This window comes from Streptomyces sp. NPDC001100 (assembly GCF_053598575.1).
Genome location: NZ_JBSFKO010000006.1, coordinates 95,945 through 118,185 on the forward strand (window position 1 = coordinate 95,945; position 22,241 = coordinate 118,185).

Below are 22,241 nucleotides of genomic sequence, written 5' to 3' on the forward strand. Positions count from 1 at the left end.
GGGCGGCCGGGCCTCACCCGTCCTCGCCGACGGTCGGCAGCGCGTTCCCCCGGATCACCTCGGCGTACCAGTGGGCGCTCGCCTTGGGGATGCGGCGCTGCGTGGAGTAGTCGACGTAGACGGCGCCGAAACGCTTCGAATAGCCGTAGGACCATTCGAAGTTGTCGAGGAGGGACCAGAGGAAGTAGCCGCGGACATCCGCTCCGTCGGCGACCGCCCGGCGAACAGCGTCCAGGTGGGCGTGGAGGTAGGCGATCCGCTGCGGGTCGTTCACCAGGCCCTCGGGGGAGACGTAGTCGTCGAACGCCGCGCCGTTCTCCGTGACCATCAGCGGCAGCCCGGGGTGCGACGCGGCCAGGTCGGTCAGGAGGGTGTGCAGGCCGCTCGGGTCGATCGCCCAGTTCATCGCCGTCAGCTGGTCGTTGGCGAGGTGGAAGTCCACGTTCTCGGAGCCGGTCCACGGAGAGTGGTCGCTCGCGCCGTGGCCGTCGTTCTTGGTGGCACCGGAGCCGTCGCCCGCCGAGACGACGGTCGGCGCGTAGTAGTTGACGCCGAGCACATCGATGGGCCGGGAGATCTCGGCGAGGTCGCCGTCCCGCACCAGCTCCGTCCAGTCGACGAGGTGCGCGGTGTCGGCGAGCAGGTCCTCGGGGTAGGCGCCGTCCAGGACCGGCCCGGTGAAGATCCTGTTGCCGACCGCGTCGATCCGGCGGGCGGCATCCGTGTCCTCGGCGCTGTCGGTGAGTGGGCGCACCTGGTGCAGGTTGAGGGTGAGGGAGGTCTGCGCGGACGTCGGCAGGATCTCGCGCAGCGCCCCGACCGCCTGGCCGTGGCCCAGGTTGAGGTGGTGGGCGGCGCGCAGGGTGGCCGCCGGGTCGGTGCGACCGGGGGCGTGCACACCGGAGCCGTAGCCCAGGAAGGCGCTGCACCAGGGTTCGTTGAGGGTGGTCCACAGGCCGACACGGTCCCCGAGGGCCCGGCCCATGATCTCGGCGTAGTCGGCGAAGCGGTACGCGGTGTCGCGCTGCGGCCAGCCTCCCGCGTCCTCCAACTCCTGTGGCAGGTCCCAGTGGTAGAGGGTCGCGACGGGGGTGATGCCCGCCGCGAGCAGTTCGTCGGTGAGCTTGCGGTAGAAGTCGAGACCCCGCTCCACGGCCGGTCCGCGGCCGGTGGGCTGTACCCGGGACCAGGAGATCGAGAACCGGTACGCCTTCAGGCCGAGGTCCTTCATCAGCGCCACGTCGTCGCGGTACCGGTGGTAGTGGTCTGCGGCGATGTCGCCGGTGTCGCCGTTGCGCACCTTCCCTGGCGTGTGACTGAAGGTGTCCCAGATGGAGGGGGTCCGGCCGTCCTCGGCGGCGGCGCCCTCCACCTGGTAGGCGGCGGTGGCGGCACCCCAGACGAAGCCCGGGGGGAAGGATGTGGCGGAGGCCGACGCGGCCTTGGTCTCATGTCGTACGGCAGTCATGTGAGCGCTCCCGGAGCTGAGTGAGGAAACGCCGGACGGCGATCCGGCGGTGAGGGGAAGCGGACGGGGGCACGACGACGGGCGCCCGGCCGGGTACGGCCCGCAGCGGGCCGTACAGGACGGTGAACGGAGATTGCGCGACCGGCGGTCGGCGGTCGGCGTCAGCCCTTGACGGCGCCCGCCATGATGCCTCCGATGATCTGCTTGCCGAAGATCACGAACACCAGCAGCAGCGGCAGGGTGCTGATCAGCGCTCCGGCCATGACGATGCTCTGGTCGGGGGTGTAGGAGGCGCTGAGCTGGCCGAGCGCCACCTGGATGGTGGGGTTGTCCTGGTTCAGGGCGAGGAAGGGCCAGAAGAAGTCGTTCCACGCCTGCACGAAGGTGAGCATCCCGAGCACCATCATCGCGGGCCTCGCGGCGGGCAGGACCACGTTCCAGACGATGCGGATGTTGCTCGCCCCGTCCACCTTGGCGGCCTCGATGAGTTCGTAGGGCAGGGCCTCCGACAGGTACTGGCGCATGAAGAAGACACCGAAGGCGCCGACGAGGGTCGGGAAGATCACCGACTCCAGCTTTCCGCCCCAGCCGATGTCCGCCATCATCATGAACAGCGGTACGACGCTGAGTTGGGGCGGGATCGTCAGGGTCGCGATGACCGCGGTCATCAGGACGCTACGGCCGCGGAAACGCATCTTGGAGAAGGCGTAGCCGGCGAGGGTGCAGAAGAACAGCGTGGCGGCGGTGATGCAGCCCGCCACGATCACGGTGTTGACGATCGCCTTCCCCAAGTGGGCCTGTTCCCAGGCCGATTGGAGGTTGCTCCACAGCCGGCCGCCCGGCAGCAGCGGCGGCGGGCTGTCCAGGACCCGCTGCTGGTCGTGCGAGGCGGCCACCAGCGTCCAGTACAGCGGGAAGATCGAAAACAGGCCTACGACGGTCAGGGTGGCGTAGGTGAAAGGGCCGCCCTTGAGCTGCTGGCCGGCGCCGATCTTGAAGCGTCGGCGGCCCTTGCCCGGGGTGACGGAAAGGGGTGCCGGGTCGAGGTCCGGCGCGGTCTTGGTGGGGCTGGTCGTGGTCATCGATATCGCTCCCGTCAGGCCGCGCTGTTGCGCACGAACCGGCCGACGATCCAGTTGATCAGGGCAATGAGCAGGAGCAGGACGAGCATGGCCCAGGCCACGGCCGCCGCCGGGCCCAAGTGCCCCAGCTTCCAGCCGTAGTTGAAGAGATAGATACTGAGCGTCTCGTACTGGTGCTCGCTGCCCCCGGTGGAGCCGAGCGTGCCGCCCTGCAGCAGCAGCGGCTCACCGAACAGCTGCATGGAACCGATGGTCGAGATGACGATGGTGAACAGGATCGTCGGCCGCAGCGAGGGAACGGTCACCTTGCGGAACTGCTGCCAGCGCGTCGCTCCGTCGATCGAGGCCGCTTCGTACAGGTCGGCGGGCACGGCCTGCATGGCCGCCAGGTAGATCAGGGTGTTGTAGCCGGTCCAGCGCCAGATCACGATGACCGAGATGGCGATCTTGGACGTCCACTCCCCGTTGCCCCAGTCGGTGTTGCCGATGCCGACGAAGTGCAGCACCCAGTTGAGCAGACCTCCGTCGGCCCGGAAGACCAGGGCGAAGACAAGGGCCGCGGTCGCCACCGAGGTGGCGTACGGGGTGAGGATCACCGTCCGCCAGACCGTGCTGGCGCGCAGCTTGTAGTTGAGCAGGTGGGCCAGGCCCAGAGCCATCAGGAGCTGCGGAACGGTCGAAATGACGCCGATGACAAAGGTGTTGGTGACAGCCGTCCAGAACTCGGAGTCCTGGAGGATCGTGGCGAAGTTGTGCCAGCCGACCCACTCGGACTGGTTCAGGCTCGTCATCTCCACCCGGTGCAGGGCTATCCAGCCCGTGTACAGCATCGGGTAGAGGCCGAAGGCACCGAAGATGAGGAAGAAGGGGGCGATGTACGCGTACGGCGACGCCTTGTCGTCGAAGCGCCACAGCCGGGTGCGCCACACGCTGGGCGGGTTCGACACGGTGCCGGAGCCGCCGGGTGGCGGGGCGGGGGCACCCCGTGTGGGGGTCGTGGTTGCCACGGAGGAAGTCCTTCCCTGGATCTCGGCCGGGGTACGGGCGGGGCGGGGGCCGGAGATCCGGCCTGGGGCACGTCGTCGAACTCGGGTCGCCGGTCCCGGCGGACACGGTGCGGCGGTGTCCGGTGAGTGTGCGCCGAACACCGCTGAAAGGACCGGCACTTGACGACCGGAGCCGGTGCGGGGCACCGAGGCCGTCCGGGCCCCGCGCCTACGGCAGGAGCCGCCGCACGGTCCCACGCACGTGACGCGGTGCGGGCGCCCGCCGGGTCGCCCGCACCGCGGCCTGTGTCAGCCGATCACCTTGTCGATCGACTCGGTCGCGGCCTTCCACGCCTTGGCGGGCGCGGTGCCCCGCTGCTCCATGTTGTTGATCTGCGTGGAGATCGTGTCCTTGATCGTGCCGTCCTTCGCGCCGAGCACGGCTTCGGGGATGGCCTTCGCCTCGTCGGCGTAGATCTGGCCGATCGGGGCGTTGTTGAAGTACGGCAGGGTCGCGTTCTTCACGCTGGCGAGTTCGTAGGCGCCCTTGTTCGACGGGAAGACACCGATCGCCTTGAACACGGAGGCCTGCTGCTCGGGAGCGGTCAGCCACTTGACCAGGTCGGTGGCTTCCTTGACGTGCTTGCCGCTCTTGGGCACGGCCAGGAAGGAGCCGCCCCAGTTGCCCGCGCTGGTGCCGGGCGCACGGGCGATGTCCCACTTGCCCTTGTAGGCGTCACCGGAGTTGATGGAGATCTGGCCGGCCATCCAGGCGGGGCACGCCACGGTGGCCACGGTGCCCTTGCGCAGCGCCGCCGTCCAGGCGTCGGTGAACTGGGGCAGACCCTCGGTCAGCTTCTTGGACGCGGCTTCCGCGGCCAGGTTCCAGCCCTGCTGCACGGCCGGGCTGTTCTTGTAGATCGCCTTGCCGGAGGCGTCGTAGTACTGCTGCGCGGAGGAACTGACGACCGCGTTGTACATGGCGCTCGCGGAGTCCATGAAGTACGTGCCCTTGGGGGCCTTCGCCTTGAACTTCTCGCCGAGCTTGAGGTAGTCCTCCCAGCCGCCCGCGACGGCCTTGGCGACGGAGTCACGGTCGCTCGCCAGGCCCGCCGCCTTGAAGAGGTCCGAGCGGTAGCACAGGGACATCGGGCCGATGTCGGTGCCGGCGCCGATGACCGAACCGTCCGACGCGGTGGCCTGCTTCTCCTTCCAGGAGACCCAGTCGCTCACGTTGATCGTCTTGCTCAGGTCGGCGAACTTGGCCGCCTGGGTGTCGACGACCTCCTTGATGCGGCCGACCTCGATGCCCGTGACATCGCCCAGGCCACTGCCCGTGTTCAGCTGCTGAAGAAGCTTCGGGTAGTAGTCCTGCTCGTTGGCGGTGGTGTTCTCCTTGACCGTGATGTTCGGGTGCAGCTTGTGGTACTGGGCGAACAGGCCGGCTTCCTTGTAGCCGAACTGCCCGAAGTCGTCCACCGTGAGAGTGATGTTCCCGTTCGAGTCCTTGGCGTCCGAGGAGCTGTCGTCGCTGCTGCAGCCGGTCAGCAACAGGGCAGAGGCCGTCAGGACCGTCGTGGTCACGGCCGCCACTCTGCGGCCGCGGCCGCCGGCGGTACGGGTGATGCTCATTCCACTACTCCTTGTTCCAGTGGGGAACGGGATCTCAGGAATCGGACCGCCGAGGCTCGGCGATCCGGACCTGCCCTCTCGTTTCGAGCAGCGGCCAGCCCACAGCACAGGGCGTGCGGTGAAAAGGTGCTGGTCAACGGTGTGTCATGCGAGATAGAGGGACGGGCCGTTGGTGGTTCGGTCCACACGGGAGGGAGTCCCCGAGATTCCGTGGGACCGCTCCCACGCGGCATGCCGGAAGACTCCTTCGTGCCGGGCCGGGTGTCAAGACTTGAAAACGGCGTTGTTGCGCAAGCGTGTTCAGCACGTCACGGGAACGTGTCGCTCCACGAGCCGTCATCGGCCGGACACGGAGCGGTCCCACACAGAATTCCCGCAGGTCGCTCAGGGGTCCGTCGCACGGACGGGGAGCCAGGGACGTCCGTCCGGGCCGTCGCGCAAATTTCTGGGCCAGAATGAGGCCCGCCCCCACTGATCGCCGGAAGGTGAACGATGACCTCTGCCGAGCAGCCACCTCCGCGCGCGGAGGTCCGGCGCCCGACCCTCAACGCCGTGGCCGCCCTCGCCGGCGTCGGCCGCGGCACGGTCTCCCGGGTCATCAACGGCTCCCCGAAAGTGAGCGCCCCCACCCGAGCGGCCGTGGAGCAGGCGATCGCCGAACTCGGCTACATCCCCAACCCGGCCGCCCGTTCGCTGGCCAGCCGCCGCACCGACTCGGTCGCCGTGGTCGTTCCCGAGGGCGAGGCCCGGCTCTTCTCCGAGCCCTACTTCTCGGAGATCATCCGCGGCGTCTCCGCCGAACTCTCGGCCGCCGGGATGCAGTTGCTGCTGGTCCTGGTGCCGGACGAGAAGGAGTACGCACGGCTCGCCACGTACCTGTCCGCGCATCGGGTGGACGGCGTGCTGATGCTCTCGGTCCACAGCGGCGACACGCTCCCCGACCGCCTTCACGAACTCGCCGTACCGACCGTGCTCGCCGGCCGGCGCGGCGCCGGGGAGCCGCTCGGGCATGTCCGCGCGGACAACAGCGGCGGCGCCAGAATCGCGGTCGAGCACCTGCTGACCGAAGGACGCCGGACCATCGGCACCATCACGGGCCCGCTGGACATGGACGCCGCCCGGGCCCGGCTCGACGGCTACCGCGAGGCGTTGGAGCACGGGGGCATGACCGTCGACGATGACCTGATCGCGTACGGCGACTTCCGGGAGGAGGGCGGACGCGCGGCCATGCGGGAGTTGCTGCGCCGACGGCCCGGTCTCGACGCGGTCTTCGCCGCCTCCGACGTGATGGCGTCGGGCGCCATGCTGGAACTGCGCGCATCGGGCCTGCGGGTGCCCCACGACGTCGCCGTCGTCGGTTTCGACGACTCGATCGTGGCCCGGCACACTGATCCCCCGCTGACCAGCGTCCGCCAGCCGCTGGAAGAGATGGGCCGGACCATGGCACACCTCCTGCTGCACGAGATCGCCCACCGCGACGGCGATCACCGCGGAGTGGTCCTGCCGACGCGGCTCGTGGTGCGGGAGTCCGCGTGAGCGGAGTACCGGCAGCACCCGAGCGGGTCGACGTACGGAAAGGGCCGGACACCCTTTGTGCATGGGAGCGCTCCCATGCATAATGGTCGCCACCCGACCCCATGGGAGCGATTCCATGTCCGACCTGACGACCGCGGCCTTCCCTCCCGCCTTCCTCTGGGGCGCCGCGACCTCCGCGTACCAGATCGAGGGGGCGGTGCGGGAGGACGGCCGTACGCCCTCGATCTGGGACACCTTCAGTCATACGCCGGGCCGTACGGCCGGTGGTGAGCACGGTGACATCGCTGTCGACCACTACCACCGCTACCGCGACGACGTGGCGCTGATGGCGGACCTCGGCCTGACGGCGTATCGCTTCTCGGTCTCCTGGCCACGGGTGCAGCCGACCGGCCGGGGCCCGGCGGTCCAGGTGGGCCTGGACTTCTACCGCCGCCTGGTGGACGAGCTGCTGGCGGTCGGCATCAAGCCGGCCCTCACCCTCTACCACTGGGACCTGCCGCAGGAGTTGGAGGACGCGGGCGGCTGGCCGGAGCGCGACACGGCGTACCGCTTCGCCGAGTACGCGCAGATCGTGGGCGAGGCGCTGGGCGACCGCGTGGAGCAGTGGACCACGCTCAACGAGCCGTGGTGCAGCGCGTTTCTGGGCTACGGCTCGGGGGTGCACGCGCCGGGCCGCACGGACGCGGCGGCTTCACTGAAGGCGGCCCACCACTTGAACCTGGCGCACGGGCTGGCCACTTCGGCGCTGCGGACCGCGATCCCGGCTCGCGACTCGATCGCGGTGAGCCTCAACTCGTCGGTGGTCAGGCCCGCTTCGCAGTCGCCGGCGGACCTGGCGGCGGCCCGCAAGATCGACGACCTGGCCAACGGGGTGTTCCACGGCCCGATGCTGCACGGTTCGTATCCGCAGTCCCTCTTCGAGGCGACGAGGTCGATCGCGGACTGGTCGTACGTCCGGGACGGCGACCTGACGCTGATTCACCAGCCGCTGGACGCACTGGGGTTGAACTACTACACGCCGACGCTGGTGGAGGCGACGGCCTCGACTTCGGCGGGTCCGCGCGCCGACGGCCATGGCGTGAGCGCGTACTCCCCCTGGCCGGGCGCGGACGACGTGGCGTTCCTCCAGCCGCCGGGCGAGCGCACGGAGATGGGCTGGACGATCGACCCGACGGGCCTGTACGACCTGATCGCGCGGTACACGAGGGAGGCCCCGGGCCTGCCGCTGTACGTGACAGAGAACGGCGCGGCGTACGACGACAAGCCGGACCCCGAGGGGCGCGTGCACGACCCGGAACGGATCGCGTACCTCCACGGCCACCTGTCGGCCGTGCGGCGGGCCATCGCGGACGGGGCGGACGTGCGGGGCTATTACCTGTGGTCGCTCATGGACAACTTCGAGTGGGCGTACGGCTACGAGAAGCGGTTCGGGGCGGTGTACGTGGACTACGCGACGCTGGAGCGGACGCCGAAGTCGAGCGCGCGGTGGTACGGGGAGGCGGCGCGGACGGGCGTACTGCCGACGGTGGGGGAAGCCTGACCGACGGGGGACTCCGGGGGACGGGGCGCGGCACGCCTAGGGGACGTGCCGCGCCCCGGCGGTGTGCGGCCGTTCACGGTGTGCGGCCGTTCAGAGACTGCCCGCGGGAGCCAGCCACTGGGTCGGCTGCCCTGTGACCGAGGCGATGGTCTCGAAGTCGTTGTCGTAGTGCAGCATGGTCAGCCCCTGGAGTTCGGCGGTCGCGGCGACGAGCAGGCCCACGGCGCCCGCGGACCGGTGGCGGCCCTTCTCCGTGAGTTCGCGTTGCACGTCCCAGGCGCGAGTGACGGCCCGGTCGTCCAGGGGGGTCCAGCAGAACAGGGCGTCGAGGTCGTCGACCAGGGCGGCCCGGTCCTCCGCGTTCTTGGCGCTGTTCAGGAACTCCACCTCGGTGAGCGGACAGCGGGCGATCAGCCCCTCCTCCAAAGGCTTCTCCCACAGGGCACGCGCGGGCCGCTTCAGGATACGGACCAGGGCGCTGGTGTCGATGAGATAGGCCGCCGCGCTCATCGACGGTAGTTCTCCTTGTCCAGCAACAGGTCGAAGTCACCCACGTCCGCGCGGGCCGCGAGCCGGGCCAGGGCGAGCGCACGCTTCTTGCGTTCGACGCCCTCCTTGAGCGCGGCGGTGACCGTGTCCTTCTTGGTCCTGGTCCCGAACGCTATGGCGGCCTCGGCGAGCAGGTCCTCGTCGATGTCGATCAGCGTCTTGGTCATGGAGACCTCCTGGATATACAGACCAGACTCCAGTATATCCACCCCGCCCCGATCAGCGGTTCCCCAGCTCGAACCAGGTCGCCTTCCCCCGGCCTGGCCCGTGCGCGCACACGCCCCAGGCGTCGGCGCCGTAGGCGATGAGCTGCATGCCGCGGCCCTCCTCGTCCGTGGGGGCGGGGGTACGGCAGGTGGGGAGACCCGGGGCCTCGTCATGGATGAGGACGCGGAAGCTGCGGGGGGTGGACCAGCCTGCGTAGAGGGTTACGGGGGTTGGGTTGCCCTCCAGCTTGCAGGCGTTGATGGCGTTGGTGACGGCTTCCGAGGTCAACAGCAGGGCCGTGTCGGTGAGTTCGGGGCGGTGGGAGGTGGCGAGGAGGGTGCGGACCGTTTCACGGGCGGTGCGGACCCAGGCGGGGTGGGGCGGGAAGACGAGGGAGACGTCGGTGGGGGGTGGGGGGTCGTCGGCCACTGGGGGGCTCCTTCGGCGTGGGGTGCGCTCACGCGGTGACCAGGTCCGGGTCCCTCTTGCCAAGTGGCTTGAGGGCGGGGGTACTTCCGGGTGGCGCCGTTGTCTTCGACGGTAGGGAACCCGTTCCGGGAGTTGCAACCGTTTCCGTTTCGCTTCACCCTCGCGAGTGACTACCGAACTACCTTGTGACCCCCGGGAGTTCGGCTGTGCAGACTGCCCGGAGGAGGTCGCTCATGCCACCCAGGAACAACCCCAGCGAGCGTCAGCGGCGACTCGGCCTGGAACTCCGTAAGCTGCGCAACCGCGCCGGGCTGTCCGGAGACCGGGCCGGCGAACTGCTCGACGCCGACCGCACCCGGATCAGCAACATCGAGGCAGGCCGCATCGACGTGTCGCGCAACCGCCTCTACAAGCTGCTGCGCGAGTACGGCTGCCCGCCCGGCCCCCTGTTCGACGGGATCATGGCGATGGCCCAGGAGAGCGGCAAGGGGTGGTGGGACGAGTTCAACGACACGATCGGCCCTGCGGCCCGGAACCTGGCCGAGCTGGAATCCCGGTCGACGGTGCTGCGGACCCACAACCCCCTGGTGATCCCCGGCATGCTGCAGACCGACGACTACGCGCGTGCGGTGCTGGCCGCCACCGAATCGGCCCCTCAACACGCCGACCGGTACGCCGAGTTCCGACTGGCCCGCCAACGCGTACTGACCGGCGACTCCCCCGTCACGTACCGCGCCGTCATCCACGAATCCGCGCTCCACACACGGGTGGGCGGCCCGGCGGTCATGCGCAGGCAACTGGTGCGACTGATGGAGGTCTCCCGGCTGCCCAACGTGACCGTTCAGGTCTACCCGTTCGAAGCCGGCGTCTACTCCGCACACACCCGCTCCTTCGTCCTCTTCGGTGGTGGAGCCCCCGAACTGGACACGGTCTACCTGGAGCATCCGACGACCTCGCTCTTCCTGCGGGATGGAGAGCAACTCGACGAGTACGCCAAGATGTTCGAGCGACTCTCGGAGCTGGCACTGGCGCCGGTCGACCCGGAATCGGCGCCGGAGTCGCACGAGTCACGCGACTCGCTGAGCCTGATCCAGCACGTCATGTACGCCCTCTGAGAGGACCCGCCATGCCCCACCCCGTCTGGCAGAAGTCGTCGTTCAGCACCGGCGGCGAGGGCGAGTGCGTGGAGCTGGCGGCAGCGACACCCGGCTCCCACATCCACCTCCGCGAGAGCGACCACCCCCACCGCATCGCCACACTCCCGCCCCACACCCTCGCCGCCCTCCTCCACGCGGTGAAGTCCCTTCCTCCCTTGCCAAGCGCTAAATAAAGTGATTCATTCGCCACGCAAGTGAATGGATGCACACCATGCGCGGGAGATGTCCGTGACCGCTGTCACCTTGGGCAAGGAGCCGATCACCGTCGAGCAGTTCGTCGCGGTCGCCCGCCACGGCGCCCGCGTCGAGTTCGACGCGACCTACGTCGACCGCGTCCGCAAGTCCCGCGCACTGGTCGAACGCTTCCTCGCCGAGAACCGCCTCGTCTACGGCGTCACCACCGGCTTCGGCGACAACGTCACGGAGGTCATCGACCCGGCGGACGCCGAGCAGCTCCAGCGCAACATAGTCCGCTCGCATGCCGTGTCCGTAGGCGAACCGCTGCCCACCGAGATAGTCCGAGCCATCGCACTCATGGAACTGGTCGGCCTGGGCGAGGGCTACTCCGGCATCCGCTTCGAGACCCTGGAACTGATCCGGCGCATGCTCAACGCCGGCGTCACCCCGCACGTCCCCGGCGAGGGCTCCGTCGGCTACCTCGCCCCCGAGGCCCACATGGCCCTCGTACTCCTGGGCGAGGGCAGGGCGACGTACGACGGTCAACTCCTCCCCGGCGCCGAGGCGTTGGCCCGCATCGGCGAACAACCGACCCGGCTCGCCTGCAAGGAGGGCCTGTCGCTGACGAACGGCACGCACTCCGTCACCGCGACAGCCGTCCTCGCCGCCCACGACGCCGGAGTCGCAGCCACCACCGCCGACATCGCCGCGAGCCTGTCGGTGCAGGCGCTGAAAGGCACGGTCCGCGCCTACGACGCCCGGTTGCAGGTCCGCAAGCGCCACCCCGAGCAGGCCGCCGTAGCGGAGAACCTACGACGTCTCACCGCATCCAGCGCGATCAGCACCGAATTCCTCGACCACCGCCTCCAGGACAGCCTCTCCCTGCGCGCCGTCCCGCAGATCCACGGCGGCGCGAAGCGGGCGCTGGCGCAGGCCAGGGAGGTCATCGTCGAGGAGTTGCACTCCGTGGGCGACAACCCGGTCATCCACCCGGAGGGCGAGGACGGGGTGGCGCTGAGCGGCGCGAACTGCGACAGCACCTACGTCGGCATCCAGGCCGACACCATGGTCAACGCGATGACAGTCCTCGCCAAGGTCTCCGAACGCCGCACCGACCGCATGGTCAACAGCAACTTCAGCGAACTGCCCGCCTTCCTGGCACCGCAGCCCGGCCTCAACAGCGGCTACATGATCGCCCAGTACACGGCCGCGGCACTGACGATGGAGCTGCGGGGCATGGCAGTCCCGGCGTCGGCCGACAGCATCACCACCTCCGCCAACCAGGAAGACGCGGTCAGCAACGGCTACTTGGCGGCCCTGAAGGCCTACCGCGCGGCCCGCAAACTCGCCTACGTCATCGCGATCGAGCTGATGTGCGCGGCCCAGGCCCTCGATCTCCTCGCACCGCTCGCCCCCTCCCCGGCGGCAGAGGCCCTGCGGACCCGGATCCGGGCCGCCGTACCGACTGTCACCGAGGACCGGGTCTTCCACACAGACATCGAGCACATCGCCGAACTGGTCCGGAGCGGCGAGGCGTTGCGCGTCGTCGAGGACGTGGTCGGCCGCTTGCAGCACTGAGGGTGGGGACTCGCACTCCGGAGTGCCGACCGGCTTGTGATCGAGGACCCGAAAATCGTACGCGCGTACGGCGATCGGACCCTATGATCACTCAGACCCAGCGTCCCCTACGGCCGCCCCCACCTCCGAGACAGGCCAGCGACGATGACGAGTTCCACCTCCAAAACCCCCTGGATCCTCGCCCGTTCCGCGCAGGTGGCGGTAGCGACGGCGGCCGTGGTGGACGTGTTCCGGGCGGCGGCGGTCCGCGATCACTACCTGCACCGCACGGACGCGTCCCTGCACAGATCGGGCCTGATCTCCATGATCTTCGTCTATCTGATGACTGTGACGATCGTGCTGTTCCTCGTGTGGCTCGCGCGCTCCCGGCGCAACGCCCAGGAGTTGTCCCCCGAGGCCACGCTCCCGAGTCCGGGCTGGACGATCGGCGCGTGGTTCATACCGTTGGTCAACCTCGTCGTCCCGCGCGGGATCGTCCTCGCTGTCGGGCGCGCCGGCTCCGTGTCGTGGGAGGAGAGGCGAGACACGACACTGGTGAATCTGTGGTGGGCCGCCTGTGTCACGCACGCACTGCTGATCGTGGTCACGAACCAGGTGGCGCCGGGGTCCATGGCCCTCCTCGTGGTGGCGGAGGTGCTCATGATCGCGGCGGCCGCACTGCTGGGGCTCGTCATCCAGCGCATCACCACGCTGCAGAACTCCGCGCTCGGCGTCACCGTCCCCGTCGCGCCGCCCGCCCAGGTGTGAGGCGGTCCGCCCCGCACTCACAGCAACCCCTCAGACCCCCCGCAGCGACCTCTCAGCCCCAAGTCGTCCAATCCCTGTGTACGGGGTGATTCGATCCCGGCGCGGACGGGAGGACGTCATGTTTTTCATCGTGTTGGTGCTGCTGGCCCTGATCGTCGGCGGCGCGGTCGCCTACGGCAAGCGGCAGGCGGGCAGGGGGAGTTCGGGGTACGGGACCGGGAACGCTCAGCAGGTCTACGACGCCGACGCGGGCGCCGAGGCCACCCGCTGGGTGGAGCGGCTGGGCGGGAGCCTGTCCACGCTGGACGCGGGTGGCAACAGCGCCGCCCGGCAGGCCCTCGCCGACGCGGCCGAGCGGCACCGTGCCGCCGAGGGGCAACTCGCCGTCGCCTACTCCCCCATGCAGTACGGGCTGGTGACACAGACCGCCATCGAGGGGCTGCACCACATCCGCACCGCCCGTGCCGCGCTGGGGCTCGACCCGGGGCCCGAGCTGCCCGCGCAGGGTACCGGCGGGCAGGTCACGGTCGGCGGACAGACGTACACCGCATCCGCGCGGCCCGGCGCGAACACGCCGTACTACTACCCCGGCGGGGTCGTCAACGGCCGTTCCATGCCCGGGGGTTGGTACACCACCCCGTGGTGGAAGACCGCCCTCGTCGCGGGCGCCGCGGGAGTCGGCGGCATGCTGCTCGCGGACGCGCTCTTCGACGGCTTCCACCATCACGGGCCGGGTGGTGGGATGTTCGGCGGCGGACCTGGTGGGCCGGGTGGGTTCGGGGGGTTCGGCGGCCCGGGGCCGTTCTGAGCCGCCCGGCCGTTCCCGGCCCCGCGCCACCCGGCTGTTGCGAGCCCCCGCGCCGTCCTCCGGGTCAGCCGGCCCGACGCGGCTCCCGGACCACCGCCACCCCGCCCGGCGGCACGCTCACCGATCCGCCCGACACGGGCTTGCCGGTGAGGAGTTCGACCGCGTCGGCCCCGACGACCGGGACCTCGGCGCCCTGTCCCGCGTGGTCGATGAGGAACAGATAGTCCGCGTCCGCCCCGCGCCGCAGTACCGCCTCCACGCCCTCCGGCGTCACCCGCACCGGCTTCACTCCCGCCTCGCGGCGGATGAGGTCCAGGAGTCCGGCGAGGGTCGTCGGGTCGGGGCGGGTGGCCACGTACCAGGCCGTGCCCTCGCCGTACGCGTTCCGCGTCACCGCCGGGATGCCGGTCAGCGGGCCCTCCGCGTACGACGTGATCGCCTCGGCGCCCGCCAGGGCGACCCGCTCCGACCACAGGGACGCCGTACCGCCGCCGCTGCTCAGTGCGAGCGACTCCCCGGGGAGCAGCGGGAACAGTTCGTCCGTGCGGACGCCGAGCACCTCGCGGAACGCACCGGGGTAACCCCCCAGCCGCACATGGCAGTTCTCGTCAACGGCCCCGCTGTGGAAGCCCACCGCGAGTGTGCCGCCGGACGAGGCGAAGTCGGAGAGGTTGGCCGCGTCGGCATCGTCCACCAGGTACAGGCTGGGGGCCAGGACCAGGCGGTACGGCGACAGGTCGGCGTCGGGGCGGACGAAGTCCACCGCTATGCCCGAGCGCCACAACGGCTCGTACCAGGAGCGGACCTGGTCCAGGTAGCGGACCTCCTCGCTGGGCTGGGACGGGAGTTCCAGGGCCCAGCGGGCGTTCCAGTCCCAGACGACAGCCACCTCAGCCGTGCCCGTGCTGCCCCGCACCTCCGCCAACGCCCGCAGGTCCGCGCCCAGTTGGACGACGTCCTCCCAGATCCGGCTGTCCGTGCCCGCGTGCGGCAGCATCGCCGAGTGCCACTGTTCGGCGCCCGCCTTGGCCGCCCGCCACTGGAAGTAGGCGATGCCGTCCGCGCCGTGCGCGACATGGGCGAGCGCGTTGCGTCTCAACTCACCGGGGTTCTTTGCCCTGTTGACCTGCTGCCAGTTCACGGCGCCGGTCGAATGCTCCATCAGCAGCCAGGGCCGGCCACTCGCCAGCGAGCGGACCAGGTCGCCGCTCATCGCGATGTCGATCTCCGACTCGGGGTCCGTGGAGCGGAGGTAGTGGTCGTTGGAGACGACGTCCAACTCCGGTGCCCAGCGCCAGTAGTCCAGCGCGTCGAAGTTGAACATCACCATGAAGTTGGTGGTGGCGGGGATCGCCGGGGCCGCCTCCCGCAGTACGTCCCGTTCCGCCTTGTACAGGGACAGGAGCGCGTCGCTGCAGAAGCGGCGCCAGTCCAGCTGGTGGGTGGGGTTGGGGACCGCGCCGGTCGCGCGCGGGGGCAGGACCTCCGCCCAGTCGTAGTACCACTGGCTCCAGAAGGCCGTGCCCCAGGCGTTGTTGAGCGCCGGCAGGCTGTCGCCGTACTTCGCGCGCAGCCACACCCGGAACGCCTCGGCGCTCTCGTCGCAGTAGCAGGCCGGGTTGTGGCAGCCGTACTCGTTGTGGATGTGCCACATCGCGACCGCGGGGTGGCCGGCGTAGCGGCGCCCCAACTCGCCCGCGATGCGCAGGGCCGCCGTACGGTACGCGGGGCTCGATGGGCAGAACGTCTGGCGGCTGCCGTACGACAGTCTCCGGCCGTCCCGGTCCACCGGCAGCGCCTCGGGGTGGGCGCGGAAGAACCAGGCCGGTGGGGCCGCCGTCGGTGTCGCCAAGTCGGCGGCTACGCCGTTCTGCTGGAGCAGGTCCAGGACCTTGTCCAGGAGGGTGAAGTCGTAGACGCCCTCGGCCGGTTCGAGCAGTGCCCACGAGAAGATGCCGATGCTGACCATGGTCACCCCGGCCTCGCGCATCAGGCGCATGTCCTCGGCCCAGACCTCCTCGGGCCACTGCTCGGGGTTGTAGTCGCCACCGTAGGAAATGGTCATTGTTCAACTCCCGTCAGGAGGCGACGGGTTGTCGTCACACCCCACTGGTCCAGGGACAGCAGGCGGTCGCTCGACGCCATCAGGCCGCCGGTGGCCTCCACATGGGCGGCCCAGCGTTCGCGGGTCTCCACGGCCGGGCGGGCCATCAGGCAGTCGGGGTCGTTGGTCCAGAGGCGGCCGTGCTGCCACTGGCGGGCGAATCCCGTGAACTCGGCGGAGTCCTGGCCGGGTTGGGAGTGGTCGTCGGCCTCGGGGCGGCGGTGCGGCGCGGTGTCGGGGCTGATCCGCATCGCGTCGAACAGGCCGAGGGAGGGGAGGATCGGCGCGCCGCAGCCCAGGAGGTAGGCGTCCGGGCCGATCGCCTCGCGGATCAGGGCGATCCCGGCCCGGTAGGCCTCGATGGCGTCAACTTCCTTGTGGCGTACGCCGTCCAGGGCGCCGGCGTAGAGGAAGTCGGCCTTGAAGTAGTCGTAGCCCTCGGTGCGGAGGGTGGCGTAGACCTCGGTCAGGTACGCCGCCGCGCCGGGGTGGGTGGAGTCCAGGACGCAGAGGTCGTGGCCCCAGTTGCGGCCGGCGTGGGCGAAGCCGCCGGCCGGGTCGCGCACCAGCCACTCGGGGTGTTCGGCGGCCAGGTCGCTCGCCGGGTCGACCAGGAAGGGGGCCGTCCAGATGCCCGCCCTGCGGCCACGCCCGCGGATGGTGTCGGCGATCGAGGCCCGTGAGCGGAAGCGGCCGGAGAGGGTCAGCCAGTCGCCCAGCGCCTTCTGGTAGCCGTCGTCGATCTGGACGACGTCGATGGGCAGGTCGAGGGTGTCCATCGCGCGGAGGTTCTCGTGGATGTCCTCCTCGGTGACGGCGGTGAAGTACTCGTACCAGGAGCACCAGACCGTAGGCGCGGGGCGGGGGGACGGCAGGGCCACGCTGTCGGCCCAGTCCCGCAGCACCGACTGGATGCCGGTCCCCGTCCACTCCTTCACCGGGCCGTCGGCGGCGATCTCCGCCACCCCGTCCCGTACCGACAGCCGGATCGACGGGACCGATCCGGTGGGGTCGACCGCCGCCCACAGACGGGCCGGTGAGCCGTCGCCGGGGTCGAGGGCGAGCAGACCCTCGCCCTGGAAGACATCGGCGGGGACGGTGACACCTGGGCGGTAGCACACCGTCGCCCAGTTGGCGTTGGCCGGCCGGTACGGGCGCGCCCCGAGGGGATAGGCGCCGCTCGGGCTCCAGGACTGCCAGCCCTCCTCGTGGACCCGGGCGGTGCGTGGATTCACGGGGACGGAGGCGAGCGCGGTGAAGGGGCGGTCGTGCACGGTGGTTCTCTTTCAACGGGCCGGGCGCAACGGGAAAGACGCGACAGGTCGGGCGTCAGCCCTTGTTGGCGCCCAGCGTGAGACCGCTGACGAACTGGCGCTGGAGCGCGAAGTACACGATCAGGGTCGGGATCGCGGTGAGCAGGGCGCCGGCCGCGACCAGGTTGGGGTCGGTGAAGTACTGGCCGGAGAGGTTGTTCAGCGCGGAGGTGATCGGCATGTTCTCGCCGGTCGAGATCAGCACGATCGCCCAGAAGAAGTCGTTGTAGATCCAGATGGAGAGCAGGGTGGCCAGGGCCGCCATCGCCGGCTTGCACAGCGGCAGCACGATCTGCCAGTACTGGCGCCACACGGAGGCGCCGTCCACCAGGGCCGCCTCGGTCAGCTCGTGCGGCAGCATCCGCATGTAGTTGCTGAGCACGAAGGCGCAGAACCCGGACTGGAACGCCACATGGATGAGGACCAGGCCCAGCGCGGAGTCGTAGAGCTTGCCGCTCATCGTGATGCCCGGCAGGTCGATCAGCAGGTAGAGGCGGTACAGCGGGGTGATGATGACCTGCTGCGGCAGCAGGTTGCCGGCCGTGAACACCAGCAGCAGGGCGATGTTGAAGCGGAAGTCGAAGCGGCTGACGTAGAACGCGACCATCGACGCCAGCAGCAGCGTGAGCAGCACGGCCGGGACCGCGATGATCAGCGTGTTGACGAAGTAGTGCGTCATGTCGGACTGCTGGAACGCGTTCTTGAAGTTGTCGAAGTTCAGCGTGTCCGGCCAGGAGACGTAGCCCTTGTTGCTGGTCTCCGAGTACGGGCGCAGGGCCGCGTAGATCGCCCACAGCAGCGGGGCGAGCCAGGCCAGCGAGGTGACGACGAGGAACGTGTGCAGCAGGACCCGGGCGGGGCGGAGCGGGGTGCGCTGCTTCACGCCGAGCGCGGCGGTGGGGGTGGTCATGCGCGCCGCTCCTTCCGGAAGGTCGCGATCAGGTACGGGATGATGACCGCGAGGGAGATGACCAGCAGGACGACGGCGATCGCCGACCCGTAACCGATCCGGCTGGACTCACCGATGATGTTGTTGGTGATCAGGATCGACAGCAGCTCGGTGCCCTGGGCGCCCTTGTTGAAGACGAAGACCAGGTCGAAGGCGCGCAGCGACTCGATGATCGTGACGACCAGGACGACCGTGTTGGTGGGGCGCAGCGTCGGGAAGATGACGTTCTTGAACGTCTGCCACTCGTTCGCGCCGTCCAGTGCGGAGGCCTCCCGCAGGGACGGGTCGACACCCTTGAGGCCGGCCAGGTACAGGATCATCATGTAGCCGGCGTGCCGCCAGGACGCGGCGATCAGGACGGCCCACAGGTTGAGCTTGGGGTCGCCGATCCAGTCGATGTAGTGGCCTGGCTTGTTGGCCCCGATGAGGCTGTTGATCAGGCCGGTGTCCGGGTTGTAGATCAGCTGCCAGACGAAGCCGGTGACCGCCAGCGACATGACGACCGGCAGGAAGAACGCGGTCTGGTAGATGCGGCTGAAGCGGATGTTCTTGTCCAGCTGCACGGCCAGGAACAGGCCGAAGGGCGTCGGCAGCAGGATGAGCACGACGAACCAGATGATGTTGTGCTCAAGGGCGGGCCAGAACTGCGGGTTGTCGGTGAACAACTGCTTGAAGTTGTCCAGCCCGACCCACTTGATCGAGTCGAAGCCGATGCCGTCCCAGCTGGTGAAGGCCAGGGCGATCGAGGCGAGGGCGGTGACCCAGACAAGGGCCACGTGCAGGACCGTCGGCACGCCCGCCATGAAGGCGAGCGTGATGCGGTCACGGCGGGTCAGCAGGCGCTTGGCGCCCTGCGGGACGCGCTTGTCGGCAGGCGCGGGGCCCGGAGGCGGAACGGCGTCCGCCTCCGGGCTCGTCGTAGTCGTCTCGGAGATCATGAGGAGGCGAAGATCGTCTTCTTCTGGCGCTCGATCGAGGACAGCAGACTGTCGACGCCCTTGGGGTTCTGGAGGAACTTCTGCAGACCGGGCTGCATCACCGTCGAGGTGAAGTCCGGGCGGGAGTCACGGTCCATGAACTGGGTGAGGCTCTTGGCGGCGCCGATCATCTCGAACGCCTTCTTCTGCAGCGGCGAGTACGCGGCGGTGGAGGCCTTGTTGGAGGCGGCGACCACGCTCGGGTCGGTCTTGAGGTAGAGCTCCTCGGCCGCCGGGCTGCCCAGGTACTCCATGAGCTTCACGACACCGTCGTGGTTCTTCGGGGCCTTGCTGACCATGAAGCCGTCGGTGGGCGCCTCGACGGTGTCCTGGCCGTACGCGGAGTTGATCTCCGGGAAGGCGAAGAAGTCGAGGTCGTCGAGGTCGGCCTTGTTGGTGAACTGCTGGGCCACGAAGGAGCCGAGGAGGTACATGCCGGACTTCTTCGACACCAGGCCCTGGGCGGCGTCCTGCCAGGTGCGGCCCATGAAGCCGTCCTGGTGGTACGGGAGCAGCTCGGCCCAGTGGTCGAAGACCGCCTTGACCTTGGGGTCGGTCCACGACTCGGTGCCCGCCATCAGCGCCTTGTGGAAGTCGTAGCCGTTGAGGCGGAAGTTGATCTGGTCGAAGGTGCCCATCGCCGGCCAGGCGTCCTTGTCGCCGAAGGCGATCGGGACCAGGCCGTCGCTCTTCATCTTCTTGCACAGGGCGACCAGCTGGTCCCAGGTGGTGGGGACGGTGTAGCCCTTCGCCGCGAAGACGCTCTTGCGGTAGAAGATCGCCCACGGGTACGTCGTCAGCGGGACGAAGTAGTACTTGCCGTCCTCGCCCTTGCTGAGCTTCTTCATGGCGTCGGGGAAGTTGTCCCCGATCTTCGCCCACACGTCGTCGATCGGGGTGGCGAGCTTCTTGGCCGCGAAGAACTGCATGCGGTACCCGGCGAACCAGTTGAACACGTCGTCCGGCGTGCCCTGGAGGTAGGAGTTGATCTGCTCCTGGAAGGTGTTGTGGTCCTTCGTGTTGACCTTGACGGTAATGCCGGAGGTCTTCTTGAAGTCCGCGTAGACGCTCGCGAACGCCTTCTTCGGCACGGCGTCGGACGCGTTGGACCCGAGCGTCACGGTCTTCGAGTCGGACCCGCTGCCGCTGCTGCCACAGGCGCTCAGCAGGGGTATACCGGCTCCGAGGACGGCGGCGCCGCCTATGCCGCGCAGGACGGAACGGCGGCTCGCGGCGGGGAGGGAGAAGTCGGGCATGAACGGCTCCTGACGGACAGGGTTCGGCCGGAATGCGCCACGCCCCAGGTCGTCGTAACCGACCAGAAACCAACGCGACCAAACACGGTGGCGTAATAACAGTCCCATGTCTGGTCATGCGTCAACACCCGCCGCCTTCATTTGTCGAAACGTAATCGACACGCACCAGCAAGAGAAGCGGACGTACAGCCAAGTGGCCATACGTCCGCTGCGGGGCGACTGGGGCCACGGGGGCCGCGAGGGGCTCCCGTGGCACACGGGGCGACTACTGCAAGGCGGAGAAGGCCTTGGAGAACGCGGAGGGGGCCTGCGCGACCGAACTGCAGGTCGCGTCCGCGGTGGGCCTGGCTCCGCCTGCGCACTCCTTGTCGCGCGTCGCGGACCACATCGAGATACCGCCGAGCCCCTTCGCCTTGGCGAAAGCCACGAGCTGGGTCGCGTCGTCGACCTTGAATACCTCCGATGACACGTCATTCACGCCGATCATCGGAGTGACGGAAACCGCTTTCCATGCAGCACTTTCAGAGAGCCCGAGAACACTCTTGACTTGGGCCTGAGTAGCGGTAGCCGCTTGCTCTGAGTACGTTCCCATATCTCCGCTGTAGGCCGGTCCGTAGTCCATCGCCATGATGTTGACCGTGGCGATTTTCACGCCGTTGGACTTGGCATTGGAGAGCAGGTTCACACCGTCCTGGGTAAGGCCCTCGGGCATTACCGGGAGGGTGTAGGAGACGTCCAGGTTCGGGTGCTGCTGCTGGAGCCTGGCTATCGCCTGGGCGCGGATCGTGTTGGCCGACGCGTTGGGCAGCGCGGCGCCCTCGATGTCGAAGTCGACCTTGGTGAGGCCGTACGCGTCCACGACCTTGCCGTAGGCGCTCGCCAGCGCGCTCGCCGAACCGCAGGTCGTCGCCAGCTCGGAGCCGGACGCGCCGCCGAAGGAGACCCGTACGTCACCACCCTTGGCGCGCAGCGCGCCGATCTGGGAGGCCACGCCGTCGCTCGCGAGGTCCGTCACCCCGCCCCACTTCGGGGTGCAGCCGCCGCCGTCGGTGATGAAGGCGAGGTTGTAGTTCTTCACGCCGGTCGCGGTGACGTTCCCGAGCAGGTCGAAGGCCGGGTAGAGGGAGGTGTCCACGTAGGGGGCGAAGCCTCCGGCGGCCGTGGTGCCGGTGCCGCCGCTCTGGGAGGGCGAGGGGGTGGGAGTGGGGGTCGGGGTCGGGGTGGGAGTGGGCGTCGACTTGGTAGGAGTCGGTGTGGGGGTCGGCGTGGGCGTCCCCGTCGGGCGGCCGGTCGGCTCGGGGGTCGCGGTGCCGTCGGCCGAGCACTTGGCGTTGTCGATGAGGCAACTCGTGGGCTGGCCCGTGCCGTTGACCACGAAGCCGACCGTGACCGACTCGCCGGCCGCGAGCCCGTCCGTGTCCCACTTCGGCGGCTTCACGGTGACGTGCTGCCCGCTCACGCTCGACTCGGCGTTCCACAGCGAGCTCAGCTTCGAACCGGACGGCAGGTCGAACTGCAGTGTCCAGTCCGCCTTTCTGGCCCCGGTGGTGTTGGTGACGACGTACTGGGCGGTGTACCCCGTCGACCACTCGCTGGTTCTGGTGTAGGCCGCGCCGACGCTCGCCGCCTGCGCGACGCCGGTCAGCAGGATCGCGCCGCCGCCGACCACCGCCGCGGCGACCGCTCCGCCGATCACCTTGTTTCTCTTGCTGATCCTGCGCCGGTGGGTGCTCATCGCGTGCCTGC

General features: G+C 69.3%; 20 protein-coding genes. 7 read left to right on the forward strand and 13 right to left on the reverse strand.

Going from position 1 to position 22,241, the window contains the following annotated elements; translation table 11 throughout:
* Nucleotides 1-13: 13 nt before the first annotated feature.
* The 4 genes from ACWDEW_RS10605 to ACWDEW_RS10620 form a co-directional block, all read right to left on the reverse strand.
* Nucleotides 14-1,468 (reverse strand): GH1 family beta-glucosidase, encoded by a 1,455-nt coding sequence (locus ACWDEW_RS10605; protein ID WP_450511543.1) that lies wholly within the window; start codon nt 1,466-1,468, stop codon nt 14-16.
* 161 nt (nt 1,469-1,629) lie between these two features.
* On the reverse strand, nt 1,630-2,550 hold the full coding sequence (locus ACWDEW_RS10610; RefSeq protein ID WP_450511545.1) for a carbohydrate ABC transporter permease: 921 nt from the start codon (nt 2,548-2,550) through the stop codon (nt 1,630-1,632).
* A 14-nt stretch (nt 2,551-2,564) separates the two neighbouring features.
* A complete protein-coding gene (locus ACWDEW_RS10615; RefSeq protein ID WP_381249356.1) occupies nt 2,565-3,557 on the reverse strand; it encodes a carbohydrate ABC transporter permease in 993 nt (330 codons plus the stop codon).
* A gap of 288 nt (nt 3,558-3,845) precedes the next feature.
* Nucleotides 3,846-5,168 carry an ABC transporter substrate-binding protein gene (locus ACWDEW_RS10620; RefSeq protein WP_450511547.1) on the reverse strand — a complete coding sequence of 441 codons (1,323 nt, stop codon included), beginning with the start codon at nt 5,166-5,168 and terminating at the stop codon, nt 3,846-3,848.
* A 492-nt stretch (nt 5,169-5,660) separates the two neighbouring features.
* On the opposite strand from ACWDEW_RS10620, the gene ACWDEW_RS10625 reads away from it, so the two are divergent.
* Together ACWDEW_RS10625 and ACWDEW_RS10630 are read left to right on the forward strand one after the other, a co-directional pair.
* On the forward strand, nt 5,661-6,704 hold the full coding sequence (locus ACWDEW_RS10625) for a LacI family DNA-binding transcriptional regulator (protein ID WP_450511549.1): 1,044 nt from the start codon (nt 5,661-5,663) through the stop codon (nt 6,702-6,704).
* A 115-nt stretch (nt 6,705-6,819) separates the two neighbouring features.
* Nucleotides 6,820-8,244, forward strand: coding sequence for a GH1 family beta-glucosidase (locus ACWDEW_RS10630; protein ID WP_450511551.1), 1,425 nt, complete (start codon nt 6,820-6,822; stop codon nt 8,242-8,244).
* Nucleotides 8,245-8,334: 90 nt separating this feature from the next.
* Here the strand turns inward: ACWDEW_RS10630 and ACWDEW_RS10635 are convergent, their stop codons facing one another.
* From ACWDEW_RS10635 to ACWDEW_RS10645, 3 genes are read right to left on the reverse strand one after another with little or no spacing between them, the layout of a single operon-like run.
* On the reverse strand, nt 8,335-8,754 hold the full coding sequence (locus tag ACWDEW_RS10635) for a PIN domain-containing protein (protein WP_450511553.1): 420 nt from the start codon (nt 8,752-8,754) through the stop codon (nt 8,335-8,337).
* Nucleotides 8,751-8,960 (reverse strand): type II toxin-antitoxin system VapB family antitoxin, encoded by a 210-nt coding sequence (locus tag ACWDEW_RS10640; RefSeq protein WP_450511555.1) that lies wholly within the window; start codon nt 8,958-8,960, stop codon nt 8,751-8,753. Before ACWDEW_RS10640 ends, ACWDEW_RS10635 begins: the two co-directional genes overlap by 4 nt.
* Before the next feature lie 52 nt (nt 8,961-9,012).
* Nucleotides 9,013-9,429 carry an ATP-binding protein gene (locus ACWDEW_RS10645; RefSeq protein ID WP_450511557.1) on the reverse strand — a complete coding sequence of 139 codons (417 nt, stop codon included), beginning with the start codon at nt 9,427-9,429 and terminating at the stop codon, nt 9,013-9,015.
* 233 nt (nt 9,430-9,662) lie between these two features.
* Here ACWDEW_RS10645 and ACWDEW_RS10650 point away from each other — a divergent pair, with 233 nt between their 5' ends.
* The 5 genes from ACWDEW_RS10650 (at nt 9,663) to ACWDEW_RS10670 (ending at nt 13,896) form a co-directional block, all read left to right on the forward strand.
* Nucleotides 9,663-10,544 (forward strand): helix-turn-helix domain-containing protein, encoded by an 882-nt coding sequence (locus ACWDEW_RS10650; RefSeq protein ID WP_399118014.1) that lies wholly within the window; start codon nt 9,663-9,665, stop codon nt 10,542-10,544.
* An 11-nt stretch (nt 10,545-10,555) separates the two neighbouring features.
* Nucleotides 10,556-10,759 (forward strand): DUF397 domain-containing protein, encoded by a 204-nt coding sequence (locus ACWDEW_RS10655; RefSeq protein ID WP_450511559.1) that lies wholly within the window; start codon nt 10,556-10,558, stop codon nt 10,757-10,759.
* 49 nt (nt 10,760-10,808) lie between these two features.
* Nucleotides 10,809-12,341: an HAL/PAL/TAL family ammonia-lyase gene (locus ACWDEW_RS10660; protein ID WP_450511561.1), complete on the forward strand. Its 1,533-nt coding sequence runs from the start codon at nt 10,809-10,811 to the stop codon at nt 12,339-12,341.
* Nucleotides 12,342-12,485: 144 nt separating this feature from the next.
* On the forward strand, nt 12,486-13,088 hold the full coding sequence (locus ACWDEW_RS10665; protein ID WP_450511562.1) for a DUF4328 domain-containing protein: 603 nt from the start codon (nt 12,486-12,488) through the stop codon (nt 13,086-13,088).
* A 118-nt stretch (nt 13,089-13,206) separates the two neighbouring features.
* Nucleotides 13,207-13,896 carry a hypothetical protein gene (locus tag ACWDEW_RS10670; RefSeq protein WP_450511564.1) on the forward strand — a complete coding sequence of 230 codons (690 nt, stop codon included), beginning with the start codon at nt 13,207-13,209 and terminating at the stop codon, nt 13,894-13,896.
* A gap of 64 nt (nt 13,897-13,960) precedes the next feature.
* Here ACWDEW_RS10670 and ACWDEW_RS10675 read toward each other — a convergent pair whose 3' ends face one another.
* The 6 genes from ACWDEW_RS10675 to ACWDEW_RS10700 form a co-directional block, all read right to left on the reverse strand.
* The gene (locus ACWDEW_RS10675) at nt 13,961-15,961 is read right to left on the reverse strand and encodes a beta-galactosidase (RefSeq protein WP_450511566.1); all 2,001 of its coding nucleotides are present in this window, start codon (nt 15,959-15,961) and stop codon (nt 13,961-13,963) included.
* Nucleotides 15,958-17,274, reverse strand: coding sequence for a glycoside hydrolase family 36 protein (locus ACWDEW_RS10680; protein ID WP_450511568.1), 1,317 nt, complete (start codon nt 17,272-17,274; stop codon nt 15,958-15,960). Before ACWDEW_RS10680 ends, ACWDEW_RS10675 begins: the two co-directional genes overlap by 4 nt.
* Before the next feature lie 55 nt (nt 17,275-17,329).
* Entirely contained in the window at nt 17,330-18,223 is an 894-nt protein-coding gene (locus ACWDEW_RS10685) for a carbohydrate ABC transporter permease (RefSeq protein WP_450511570.1), read from the reverse strand.
* Nucleotides 18,220-19,200 carry a carbohydrate ABC transporter permease gene (locus tag ACWDEW_RS10690; RefSeq protein WP_450511572.1) on the reverse strand — a complete coding sequence of 327 codons (981 nt, stop codon included), beginning with the start codon at nt 19,198-19,200 and terminating at the stop codon, nt 18,220-18,222. The genes ACWDEW_RS10685 and ACWDEW_RS10690 overlap by 4 nt, the downstream gene beginning before the upstream one ends.
* Nucleotides 19,197-20,495, reverse strand: coding sequence for an ABC transporter substrate-binding protein (locus ACWDEW_RS10695; protein WP_450511574.1), 1,299 nt, complete (start codon nt 20,493-20,495; stop codon nt 19,197-19,199). Before ACWDEW_RS10695 ends, ACWDEW_RS10690 begins: the two co-directional genes overlap by 4 nt.
* A 265-nt stretch (nt 20,496-20,760) precedes the next feature.
* Nucleotides 20,761-22,230, reverse strand: a complete 1,470-nt coding sequence (locus ACWDEW_RS10700) for a glycoside hydrolase family 18 protein (protein ID WP_450511575.1) — start codon at nt 22,228-22,230, stop codon at nt 20,761-20,763.
* Nucleotides 22,231-22,241 lie beyond the last annotated feature (11 nt).